Origin of the sequence: Acetobacter fabarum (genome assembly GCF_029069195.1) — a bacterium.
Taxonomy (GTDB): Bacteria; Pseudomonadota; Alphaproteobacteria; order Acetobacterales; family Acetobacteraceae; genus Acetobacter; species Acetobacter fabarum_A.
Genome location: NZ_JARDYK010000001.1, coordinates 289,810 through 302,156, shown reverse-complemented (window position 1 = coordinate 302,156; position 12,347 = coordinate 289,810). Strand labels below are relative to the sequence as shown.

Below are 12,347 nucleotides of genomic sequence, written 5' to 3'. Positions count from 1 at the left end.
GAAACAGGCAAACGGGCGGAGGTATACACCCCCACCCGAGAACCTCAATTTCCTTCACCCCACCCCATATGGTGGGACCAAGGCAATCTTACTTAACTTCGACGGTTGCGCCGTTATCTTCAAGAAGCTTCTTGATTTTGGCAGCTTCGTCCTTGTTGACGCCTTCCTTAACGGTCTTGGGAGCGCCTTCAACCAGGTCCTTAGCTTCCTTCAGACCCAGACCCGTGATGCCACGGATTTCTTTAATCACGTTGATCTTCTTTTCGCCAGCGGCGGCCAGAATAACCGTGAATTCAGTCTGCTCTTCAACAGGAGCAGCAGCAGCGCCCGGAGCAGCAGCAGCAACTGCAACAGGAGCAGCAGCGGAAACGCCCCACTTTTCTTCGAGCAGCTTGGAAAGTTCAGCAGCTTCAAGAACGGTCAGAACGGACAGTTCGTCAACAAGCTTAGCAAGATCAGCCATAGTCAGACTTCCTAATATAAACACTGGTTAGCAAAACGCAACCTCTACACAGAGACTACGCGTATTTCTTGTACACACCCCCATATGGGAGCGTGTGGTCAGGCAGCTTCACCCGTTTTGGCATAGGCCCCAAAAACACGAGCAAGCTGGCCAGCCGGCGCCTGAACAACACTGGCGATGCGCGTAGCGGGCGTGGAGATAAGACCCACGAGCTGCGCGCGCAGCGTGTCGAGCGACGGCAGCTCGGCAAGAGCCCTGATCCCAGCTACATCAAGCACCTGAGAACCAAGAGAACCACCAAGCAGCTCAAGCTTGTCATTGGTTTTGGCGAACTCAACGATCACCTTCGCCACTGATACAGGTTCGTCCGCCCACGCAAGCGCGGTCGGTCCCGTCAGCAACGGCGCGATGCCGCTGAACTGGGTCCCATCCAGGGCGAGAGTTGCCAGCCGGTTTTTAGCAACCTTGTAGTTTGCACCCGCTGCCCGCACCTTGCGCCGCAGATCCGTCACATCAGCTACGGTCAACCCGTTATTACGGGTAACCACAACCATGGACGTTTCGGCGAACACGGCGGCCAGAGAGGCAACAAGGGCCTTCTTTTCCGTACGGTCCAAATCCCGTCTCCGTCTTGTTCCGTCAGATTAAAACCTGACAGAACGGGTTGCCCTTTAGGTTCTGCAACAAACAGAACCCGCTCGCCTGTCCTTGATAAACGGAATATCTGGCACTGCCGAAAATTCTCAGCCTGCAACCAGCATCCCCGTCTTACCACGCGCCAGCCCTACAGAGCCGATTAAGAGCAAACTCACGTGTGGTCTCGGACAGGTATAAGAAGCGGTAAACCACTTCTTCATGCACCAGACCGACCACAAGGACCAATCTGGCAACATTCTTGCTCAGCCCGCGAAGGCAGAGACATCCAGCTGTACACCTGGCCCCATTGTGGAGGTCAGGGCAGCTTTCTTCAGATAGGTGCCTTTGGCACCTGTCGGGCGGGCTTTCTGCACGGCGTCAACAAATGCACGCACGTTTTCAGACAGCTTATCCGCACTGAAGGAAGCCTTACCAACGCCAGCATGGATGATACCGGTCTTTTCAGCGCGGTATTCAACCTGACCGGACTTGGCTGCCAGAACGGCACCCTTAACATCCATGGTCACGGTACCCAGCTTTGGGTTAGGCATCAGGCCACGTGGGCCGAGAATTTTACCCAGACGCCCAACCAGAGCCATCATGTCCGGCGTTGCAATGCAGCGGTCGAAAGCGATTTCGCCAGCCTGCACCTGCTCCATCAGATCTTCTGCGCCAACAACATCCGCACCGGCAGCCTTGGCTTCTTCAGCCTTGGGGCCACGTGCGAACACGCCAACGCGCAGGGTCTTGCCCGTGCCGTTAGGCAGGGACACAAAACCACGGACCATCTGGTCAGCATGACGCGGATCAATGCCCAGATTCAGGGCAATTTCAACCGTTTCGTCAAACTTTGCAGTTGCATTGTCTTTGACGAGGGAAACAGCTTCGTCCAGACCGTATGCCTTACCGGCAACAACCTTGGCGCGAGCAGCTGCAAGACGCTTGTTCTGAGCCATAATCTTAGCCCTCCACCACATCAAGACCCATGGAGCGGGCAGAACCCACCAGCATGCGTACAGCGCCATCAATGTCGTTTGCGTTCATGTCCTGCTGCTTCTGAGCAGCAATTTCACGCAGCTGATCCATAGTCACCTTACCCACGGAACCACCCTTACCAACTGTCTGGCTACCTTTGGAAATCTTGGCGGCCTTAAGCAGGAAGTAGGTGTTTGGCGGAGTTTTGGTGATGAAGCTGAACGTACGGTCAGCATAGGCAGTGATCACCACGGGAATCGGCATACCAGGTTCAAGGCCCTGGGTCTTGGCATTAAATGCCTTGCAGAATTCCATGATATTCAGACCGCGCTGACCCAGAGCCGGACCAACCGGCGGCGAAGGGTTTGCTTTACCAGCGGGAATCTGAAGCTTGATGTAGCCAACAACTTTTTTGGCCATATCCGGGACTCCTCAAAAATGTACCCGGACCGCGGTTCTTAACGATTCCGGCCTGCACACAAGGCGCTGGCAGAAACCTCCCGCGTTCCGATCAGGAAAGGCGCGCTTACCTGTGCGCAACAGGACTGTCAAGAGGGGAACGCATTTTTGCACCACCGCTCAGGTCCATGCTGGCAGGGTCGCGCACGGTTGTAATGCCGCCTGCAGCCGGAGCCTGACGCAGATTGCTGTATTGCAGCGGTTTGAAAGGCATAAGCACATTTTCGCCCACCGGCAACTGATCACGGGACCACCCGCCACCCAGAGCGCGAATCAGCTCCACGCGGGCGTCAATGGCACGCGTGGAGGTCTGCACCAGAGCAATGCGGGCATTCAGGGCCGCAACCTGCGCCACCACAACGTCCAGGTAATTGGTCAGCCCACCCGTATAAAGCACCATGGTCATGCCCTGAGTGCGCACTGCGGCATCCACAGCGCTGGACTGCTGCCCCACCTGCACCTTGAGCCTGTTGACCCGTGTCAGCCCATCCTCGACCTCCTTGAAGGCATCCAGCACCGTGCTGCGATACAGGTCTTCCTTCTCACGGTACTGCGACCAGCTGCGCTGCAGGTCCGCGCGCCGCAAACCACCCTGAAAAAGCGGAAGAAGTGCTTGCGCGCCAAACTGGTACATGGAGTTGGAAAGCGATGCGAGGTCAAACCCGTTATCCATAAACCCGGTCGTGGCGTTAAAGGTCACATGCGGATAAAACGCAGCACGGGATACGCCTATGGCGCGGTTGGCCTGCGCCATGCGTCGTTCTGCCGCAGCAATATCGGGCCGCCTTTCCAGCAGGGTGGATGGCAGGGCAACCGGCAATGGACCCTGTGCAAAAGCCAAGCTATTCACCGGTGCAATATGGAAGGTAGCCGGTGCCTGATTGACCAGCACGGCAATGGCATGCTCCATCACGTCACGCTGGGTGCGGATTTCGGTCTCCTGCGCCTGCGTGGCATAAAGCTGCGCCTCTGCGCGGGAGACATCCATACCCGGCGCAATCGCCCCGGCCAGACGCATGTTGGTAATCTGCACCGCCGTTTTATAGTAACGGATGGAATCCCGATAAACCGTATCCTGCACATCCAGCCCGCGCAGCACAACGTAATCACTGGCAAGCTCAGCCTGCAAACTCAGCCTTGCTGCTGCATAATCCGCCGCACGTTCCTGCACGTTCTGCTTTGCCATGCGCGTCTTGTTGCGGATGGCGGACCAGAAATCCGGCTCCCACGTAGCAGAACCCGAATACTGCTCGGAGGACATGTACATAGGCCCGGTAGAGCCTGCTCCACGCCATAACCGGTGGTCCGACCCCTTGTATTTTGCTCCTCCCGCCATACCACCAATTTGCGGGTAAAGTCTGGATTTGGCTTCCATGGCCAGATCCCGCGCCTGAAGAAAAGCCTCGGCCTGCGCCTGAAGATCGGGGTTAAGGCGCATGGCCTGCGCCTCCAGATCATTCAGTACGGGGTCTCCCAGCACTGTCCACCAGTTGGGGTTGAGCGCTGTATCCACTCCACCAGCAGGCTGCATGACACCACCCCCCTGCCAGTTATCAGGATAGGCAAAAGTGGCTGGCCTGTAACGTGGCGCCATGTCACACCCCGCCAGCACAGACAGAATACAGCTCCCCAACATGAAGCGGGCGGCAAAAACCCGGCCACCTTGCGCCCTGCCCTTCATGGACGCCCCCCGGCTTCCGGCATGGGCCGGTTATCTTCGGGCATGGCGCGGGTATCACCCCGGCTTGTGTTCGCAGCTTTTTCCGGAGGTACGGAAGGCATATTGTAACCGGGGGTGCCTTTAACAATCCGCACCAACTGTCCATCCAGCAGCCCAGCAGAAGGGTTGTTGATCACCCTGTCGGTTTTTTTAACTCCGCGCTGTATCTCCACTGTTGTCCCCAGATCACGCCCAAGAGCTACATTGACCAGATGCACATGGTTACTGTCATCTACCAGAGCGACCTGCGTTCCTTCCTGCCGGAACACTATGGCCCCTTCGGGCAGAATAAGCTGGTTAGGGTCAGCCGGGGCACGAAAAGTCGCTGTGGCATAGGAGTTCGGCCACAGTTCACCACTCTTGTTGTCCAGCACCAGTTCGGTCGTAACCGTGCGGGTATTGGGGTTAAAGGCGCTTGCTGTCGCCAGGTAACGGGCCTTGAACGTACGCTCCGGATATTGCGGCACAATCAGGTCTGCCTGCAGACGAGGAGAGATAATATCCGCATAATCCTGCGGTACGGCCACAAACACGCGCATGGCGTGCACATCCGCAACGCTGAACAGCTCCGTGGCATTCCCGCGGGAATCCACATCTCCCCGCCCGGCGTTAACGTAATCCCCCACATCGGCCATACGCGATGTAACGATGCCATCAAACGGGGCCACGATTTTTTTAAACGCCTCAAGAGCGGCGTAACGCTCCACATCATGCTGGGCGGCTTCAACCTGCGCCTTCTGGGCCTCGGCATTGGCGGCCTGTACGTCCACCTCCTGCTGGGAGACTGCCTGCGTACCCTGCAACGCCTTCCAGCGCCGCGCGGTAATCTGGGCCAGCTTGTAGCGGGCCAGTGCCACGTTATAATTGGCCTGAGCGGCGGCGTATTGGGCATCCAGACCAGGTGTGTCAATTTCGGCCAGCACATCTCCCGCTTTTACGCGCGCGCCAAAATCCTTGTACCACATTTTTACGTAGCCCGAGACCTGTGCGTAAATCGGAGCCTGGTACCATGCTGCAATATTGGCAGGCAGCGAGAGCTCACGCTCATCGGGGGCCTGCTGCGGGTAAATGACCTGCACAACTGGCACCGCATCATGCGCTGTTTCCTGCGCCAGCTGCATATAGGCCGAATGTCTTTGCACAAGGCCCGCAATGATGAGGAAGCCTGCCACGCCAGCGACAATAGCAAACCCCATTTTTCTTTTACGGGCAGATGCCACGGCCTTAACCTTGGCGTCCACGCCACCCGTATTGTCATGTTCCGGGGTCATACGCCAGCTTCCTCTTCTTTTGTCGTCGGCACTTCTTTTTTGTTGTGCAACATTGCAAATACGCAGGGAACAAACAGCAAGGTCGCCACCGTCGCCACCAGAAGCCCCCCCATGACCGCCTTGCCCAAAGGCGCATTCTGCGAATTGCTCAAAGACATGGGCAGCATGCCAATAATCATGGCCGATGCCGTCATCATAACCGGGCGGATACGCTCGAACCCCGCCTCAAGTGCGGCCAGAATGGCATCTCCATGCTCATCAAGCCGTTCGCGCGCAAACGCCACAACCAGAATGGCATTGGCCGTGGCCGTACCCATGCACATGATCGCACCTGTAAGTGCCGGAACCGACAGGGTTGTATGCGTGAGGAACAGGCTCCACGAAATACCTGCCAGTGCACCGGGCAACGCCGTAATGATAATGAACGGGTCCAGCCAGGACTGAAAGTTGACCACGATCAGCAGGTAAACAAGCAGGACGGACATAGCCAGCCCGGCCAGCAACTGCACATACGCGCTGTTCATGGTAACAGCTTGCCCGCGCACGGTCAGCGATGCGCCACGCGGCAGGTCGGGCCTGAGTTCATCCACAATCCGCACCACCTCGCGCGAGACGGTACCCAGATCGATCCCCTCGTTGGAGGCGTAGATATCGAACACGGGCATGATGTTGTAGTGTGCGACCTCGGCCGGGCTTCCGACCTGCTCAATCTGGCTCAGCCCGCCCAGAATCTGCGGGCTCTGTCCGCTGGGATTACCGTCCCCCTTATCAATCGGGGTGATCTCCAGATCATTCATGGTCTGGAGGAAGGAAGCCGGGGTCTGGATGTCAATCAGGTGCGAAACCCCGGTCTTGGTATCCAGCCAGTAAACCTGCCCGACCTGCGAACTGCCCGAAAGGGAGACCAGCACGTTGTCGGCCACGTCCGCTTCGCGGATACCCGTGCCTAGCGCATACATACGGCGCGCATTAACACGCAGGGTTGGCGTGGTCATGGGTTCCTGCACCGAAATATCGGTCAGGCCGGTCACATGTCGCAGCCGCTCTGCAATGCGGTTGGCAAAGCGGAAGTTGGCAGGCAGATCACGCCCGACCACCTGCACATCAATCGGGGATGGCAGGCCAAAGTTCAGGATCTTGGCTGTCAGGTCCCCCGGCAGGAAGGAGAACTGGGTGCCGGGGAATTTTTCGTTCAGGCTACGTCGCAGCAGGCGACGATATTCCGCCACCGGAGCGGCTTCGTCCTTAAGTGAAATGGTAATGTCACAATCCTGCGTACCCACGGTTGGCGTTGGAATATAGGCCATGTTGAGTGCGCTGAACGCCAGACCGCAGTTATTGACGATCCCTTCCACCTGCCCGGGCAGCGTGCGTTCGACCTCCTGATCCACCAGTTGGGAAATCTTGCCGGATTCCTCCAGCCGCGTGCCAATGGGTGCGCGCATATGCAGGGCAATGACATCCGAATTAACCTCGGGGAAAAAGTTCTGCCCTACAAAAAACAGCAGTCCCAGAGACCCGAACGAGCACAGCACGAATACCGGAATAAACGTACCCCGCACCTCGATCAGATACGTGAGCAGGCTATGGTAGCGGTGGCGGAAGGCCTCGAACCCGCGCTCAAAGGCCCGCTGGAACCGGCCAAAAACCGTTTTGGGTTCCTGCGGACCATGCGCATGGGCAGCCACCTGCGCGGCCAGCATGTATTTGGCCATCGTCGGCACCAGTGTGCGCGAGAGAATGAACGATGCCAGCATGGCAAAAATAATGGCTTCAGCCATAGGCATGAACAGCCAGCCAGCCACACCCGTAAGCTGGAACAGCGGCATCCACACAATGCAGATACACAATGTGGAAACAAAGGTTGGAATAACGATCTGGTTGGCCGCATCCACAATGGCGGTTTCCAGATCCTTTTCCATTTCCAGATGCGCATCAATGTTTTCGATCATGACCGTGGCGTCATCCACCAGAATACCAACAGCCAGCGCCAGCCCGCCAAGGGTCATGACATTGATGGTCTGCCCAGCCCAGCCCAGCCCGATAATCGAGCACAGCATGGCCAAGGGAATAGAGGTGGCAATAATAACCGTGGACCGCCATGACCCAAGGAACAGCAGGACCACAAGCCCGGTCAGGAAGGCGGCGGTGATCATTTCGCGCACCACGTCCTGCACGGATTCCTTGACAAAGGTCGAGGCGTCATTGAGCACGCGAATGCTCACGCCGGGCGGGAGGGTCTGCACAATACCGGGCAGCAGTTTTTTAATACCTGCCACCACATCCAGAGTTGAGGCATCCCCACTCTTCATGACCACGATCAGAACGCCCTGCTGGCCCTTGACCAGCACAAGGTTGGTCTGGGGCGGACCTCCCTGATGCACCCATGCCACATCGCGCAGACGGACCACCGCATGCCCGACCTGCTTGATGGGAATATCGTTCAGTTCATCCAGCTCCCGTGGAGCGGCGTTAGTCTGCACCATCCAGTCAAACGGGCCGATGCGCTGGTCCCCTGCTGGCAGCACAATGTTCTGGCTGTTCAATGCGCGGGAGACATCTACTGGGGAAAGACTGTGCGCCAGCAGCTTGACCGGGTCCAGATCGACCATGACGTTACCCGGCTTGCCCCCATACGGGTTGGGAATGGCCGCCCCCGCAACAGACACCAGCGCAGGCCGGATCAGGTTGGAGGACATGTCATAAATCTGGGATGCCGTCATGGACGTGGACGCGACCTGCAACGTAATAACCGGTACGGAGGAGGCGTCATAGGCCAGAACAAGTGGCGGCGTGGAACCGGTTGGCATCTGCTTGATCACGGTCTGGGAGACGGAGGTGATCTGGGTTTGCGCAACGGACGTGTTTGTACCGGGCTGGAAAAAGATTTTAACAATCCCGCGCCCGTAATAGGACTGGCTTTCAATGTGTTCGATATTATTCACGGTCGCGGTAAGTGCACGCTCGTAATAATAGATCATGCGGCCCGACATATCCTCGGGCATAAGCCCCGTATATTGCCAGACGACAGCCACAACAGGGATGCGGATGCTTGGAAAAACGTCTGTCGGGGTTGAAAAAATACCCTTAATTCCAAAAACAAGAATCAGGATGGACAGCACAACAAAAGTGTACGGTTTTTTGAGTGCTATAAGAACAATCTGGTTCATTCACCTGACCTCTGGCTGAAAAAAGGTCCGGTCATCATTCTGGAAATGGTCATCATTTTACCAGTAGATACCCGCACATCCCTCTCCCGCTTGTGACATTATCTTTACAAATCATTGCCCTAACCCAGTACCGGGACCGGAAAAGCAATACTGAAGCATGTACCCCTGCCATCGGGGCCGCTCTCTATCTGAACGCTTGCGTCATGCAGATGCGCAATGGCGCAAACAAGGCTCAGACCCAGACCGCTGCCTGGCACATGCCGACTCTTGTCCGAGCGATAGAAGCGGGACAGCACATTCTGTCTTTCCTCAGGGGCAATGCCCGTGCCTGTATCGGTCACGATCAACAGGACCGCGTCATCTTTTTGTTGCACATCCAGTACGATATGACCGCCTTCAGGAGTGAATTTGATAGCATTATCAACCAGATTAGCGAGCAGTTCGATCAGAAGATGCCGATCCCCCCATACCGGCCCTTCGGCTGCGGAAGGCAGAGCCTCCAGTTTTTTATCTTCCATTTCGGCAATGGGTTCGTAAAGGTCGAACACATCATCCATCAACTCACGCAGCTTCACCTGCGCAAAACCAGCCATGCGGCGGCTGTTCTCTATCTCGGCAATCCTGAGCAGGGCGGTAATGATGCCAAGACACTGGTCGAGGTCATCCACAGCCCGGCCTATGGCGGCCTCCAGCTGCTCCGGGTTGCGCTCACCCGACTGGGCGCGCTCAAGCTTTGCCCGCACGCGGGAGAGTGGGGTACGCAGGTCATGGGCAATATCATTTCCCACCGCGCGCATGCCGTCCATCAGATGTTCCAGCCGGTCGAGCATGCGGTTCACACTCCCCGCCAGCCGTTCCAGATCATCCCGCTCACGGTTGGCGGGCAAGCGTTCATGAATATCGCCCGCCATAATCCGGTCTATGGCCTCATGCATTTCCTTCACACGGGAGAGGGCGCGATGGCTGAGCGCCACCCCAAGGAACAGCGCGAACAAAAACGTGGGAACCGCCGCCACCAGCATGGCATGACGGAGCATGAACTTCTGCTCCGCCAGCATATGAAAACTGCGCCCCAGCACCAGAATGGTATGATCTGGCAAGGTGACCGCCAGCAGACGCAGGGGATAGGGAGCCCCTTCCTCGGGATAAATTTCGATATTATGCGGCTTGCCATCCGCCTTGAGCCCACGGGGCCATGTATGCAGATCGCCCGCGATCAGGGCATGCCCGGCATCAAACAATCCGGCACTGTTGATGATCAGGCGCAGGTCATCCGTTGCGCGGCGGCGGATAACATATTCCAGATGTTCGGGTGACATCTGGGCCAGCAGTTCCGCCTCCCCCTGTAGCAGTTCCGTGGAGCGGCGGGATTCCACTGCCTCCATCTGGGCGTAAACCAGCCCGAACTGCATGAGCATGACGCCAGCCATGGCAGCCAGCGCCATAAGAGTGATCCGGAACGTGGCGGTCCGAAAAACCTCAGTCAGAAACACGCAACTGGAACCCCGTGCCACGAATACTCTGGATAAGCGGTTCCTCGCCCGGGGCATCAACCTTCCGGCGCAGCTTGCCTATATGCACATCAACCAGATTGGTGCGTGGGATAAAACGGTACTGCCAGACATCCTCAAGCAGCATGGAGCGTGTCAGCACCTGTCCGGGTCGGCGCATAAGGTATTCGAGCAGCCGGAATTCACGGGGGAGCAGATCAATCTCGCGACCATCCCGCCAGACACGGCGTTCGATCAGATCCATTTCCAGCGGCCCTGTACGCAACTTGGTGTTACGCGTATCGTCAGGTCGCCGGAGCAGGGCCTCAATCCGCGCGACCAGTTCCTCCATGGCAAAAGGCTTGGTCAGGTAATCATCCCCTCCGGCCTTAAGACCCATGACCCTGTCATCCACGGCCGACAGGGCGGACAGGACCAGCACAGGCACGCGAATCCCCTGCTGTCGCATGGCTTCTATAACAGACAGACCATCACACCCGGGCAAAAGCCGGTCCACCACCATCACGTCAGCTTCGCCTTTTACGGCTGCATCCAGCCCGGCATTGCCTGTTTCCTCATGATGGACGTTAAAACCGCGCCCGGTGAGTTCCCCCACAATTTCCTCGGCAATCCTGCCGTCATCCTCGATAAGGAGAACTGTCCGCCCTTCCAGAAAAGGCGGTAGCGTATCATCTTCAGACATACCTGCCCTCTTGCTCGTGTTCTACCCTGTTGCAGTGCTACCCTTCATATGGCCACTAAATTCGATTTCAGACTCTTCGCCTTCGTCCTCACTCGCAACCGGGTTATCCAGTTCCTTCAGCTTGCGGGTAACTACTCTGTTGCGCCGTCTGGCCTCTTCAATTGAGAAGGACATAGCCTGCGCATTCCGCGCCAGCTTGTCCAGCACTCCATCCATTTTCAGCATTTCCTGCCGGGTTGCACCCAGCAGGCGGGCAATGCTTTCCGTCCGTTCTTCCAGGGCCAGGGTCACGTAACCCAGATGAATGGTGCGCAACATGGCGGGCATAAGGGCTGGCCCCATGATCATAACCCGGTACTGACGCCCGACATCATCTATCAAACCCGGAATGCGGGCCACTTCTGTGTAGAGCCCATCGGTTGGCAGATAAAGCACGGCGAATTCAACAGTTGCGGGGGGCTGAATATACTTGGTGGCAATTTTACGGGCTTCCACCCGCACGGTATTCTCCAAGGACTTGCGGGCGGCCTTTTCCCCCGCCCCATCGCCCTCTTCCGCCGCGTTGAGCAGTTTTTCGTACGCTTCAGTCGGGAACTTGCTGTCCACCGGCATAAGGGGCGGGGTCTGGGTCTTGACTGGCATGCGAATGGCAAATTCCACCACATCATTCCCCGACCCCAGCCGCACATTGCTCTCATACGTGCCCGGTGGCAGCACATCGTCCAGAATGGCGCGCAACTGGGCTTCTCCCCAGCCACCACGGGTTTTGACATTACTGAACAGCCGCTTGAGGTCACTGATCTGCGCAGTCATGGCGCGAACTTCGCCCATGGCCTTCTGCATGGCGGCAAACTGTTCGAGCACACGCTGGAACGATGTGTGCATCTGCCGTTCCACCGCCTCGTGCAGTTGCTCGGTCACTGCATGGCGGATTGTGGCCAGCTGCTGGGCAGAAGCTTCCGCCATGGTGCGCAGGGCTTCGGCCTGTGCGGCCCGTGCCTCCGCCTGCTCCCGCCCCAGACTGCCAGAAAGGTTACCAAGCTGCTCGGCCAGTTCGGTACGCATGCGTTCCAGCCGCTCCCCAAAAGCCCGTTCCATTTCGGTCATGGCGGTTCTTTGCGAAGATGACTCCGCACGGGCGGCGGCGGCCTCGCGCTCCATTATAACGTAAAGTCGCGCCAGCAGATCGCTATCCGCACTTTTTGCTGGTGCTTTGCGCAACACAAAAGCCAGCACTCCCCCCAGCAAAAGAGCCGTGACCGCCACACAGACAAGAACAATTACAGAACTCATACCCTGTTTTGTCCGATGTCTGCTCCAAGAGCAAGCTCCTTTGCTCACTGTTCTGGAACAAAAAACACACCTGCCAGGCAACACCTCTCATGCCGAAGACGTAATGACAGACGTGACGGGGTAATGATACCATTCCCGCCCACGGTGCCTTGTTCACCAACACAACA

The 12,347-nt window shown here is 57.3% G+C and carries 10 protein-coding genes; all 10 read right to left on the bottom strand.

The window, feature by feature from the left end; all coding sequences use genetic code 11:
* Window positions 1-88: 88 nt before the first annotated feature.
* Complete coding sequence (gene rplL, locus PY793_RS01400; RefSeq protein ID WP_275176348.1) at window positions 89-463, bottom strand: 50S ribosomal protein L7/L12; 375 nt, start codon at window positions 461-463, stop codon at window positions 89-91.
* A 98-nt stretch (window positions 464-561) separates the two neighbouring features.
* Window positions 562-1,080 carry a 50S ribosomal protein L10 gene (rplJ, locus tag PY793_RS01395; RefSeq protein WP_275176347.1) on the bottom strand — a complete coding sequence of 173 codons (519 nt, stop codon included), beginning with the start codon at window positions 1,078-1,080 and terminating at the stop codon, window positions 562-564.
* Between the two features lie 282 nt (window positions 1,081-1,362).
* Window positions 1,363-2,055, bottom strand: coding sequence for a 50S ribosomal protein L1 (gene rplA / locus PY793_RS01390; protein ID WP_275176346.1), 693 nt, complete (start codon window positions 2,053-2,055; stop codon window positions 1,363-1,365).
* 4 nt (window positions 2,056-2,059) lie between these two features.
* A complete protein-coding gene (gene rplK, locus PY793_RS01385) occupies window positions 2,060-2,494 on the bottom strand; it encodes a 50S ribosomal protein L11 (protein WP_095348979.1) in 435 nt (144 codons plus the stop codon).
* Window positions 2,495-2,600: 106 nt separating this feature from the next.
* On the bottom strand, window positions 2,601-4,169 hold the full coding sequence (locus tag PY793_RS01380; protein ID WP_275176675.1) for an efflux transporter outer membrane subunit: 1,569 nt from the start codon (window positions 4,167-4,169) through the stop codon (window positions 2,601-2,603).
* A gap of 41 nt (window positions 4,170-4,210) precedes the next feature.
* A complete protein-coding gene (locus tag PY793_RS01375) occupies window positions 4,211-5,524 on the bottom strand; it encodes an efflux RND transporter periplasmic adaptor subunit (protein WP_275176345.1) in 1,314 nt (437 codons plus the stop codon).
* On the bottom strand, window positions 5,521-8,694 hold the full coding sequence (locus PY793_RS01370) for an efflux RND transporter permease subunit (RefSeq protein WP_275176344.1): 3,174 nt from the start codon (window positions 8,692-8,694) through the stop codon (window positions 5,521-5,523). The genes PY793_RS01375 and PY793_RS01370 overlap by 4 nt, the downstream gene beginning before the upstream one ends.
* 119 nt (window positions 8,695-8,813) lie before the next feature.
* Window positions 8,814-10,187 carry a sensor histidine kinase gene (locus tag PY793_RS01365; RefSeq protein ID WP_275176343.1) on the bottom strand — a complete coding sequence of 458 codons (1,374 nt, stop codon included), beginning with the start codon at window positions 10,185-10,187 and terminating at the stop codon, window positions 8,814-8,816.
* On the bottom strand, window positions 10,174-10,887 hold the full coding sequence (locus PY793_RS01360) for a response regulator transcription factor (RefSeq protein ID WP_275176342.1): 714 nt from the start codon (window positions 10,885-10,887) through the stop codon (window positions 10,174-10,176). The genes PY793_RS01365 and PY793_RS01360 overlap by 14 nt, the downstream gene beginning before the upstream one ends.
* A 21-nt stretch (window positions 10,888-10,908) precedes the next feature.
* Complete coding sequence (locus tag PY793_RS01355) at window positions 10,909-12,180, bottom strand: DNA recombination protein RmuC (protein WP_275176341.1); 1,272 nt, start codon at window positions 12,178-12,180, stop codon at window positions 10,909-10,911.
* Between the last annotated feature and the right edge of the window lie 167 nt (window positions 12,181-12,347).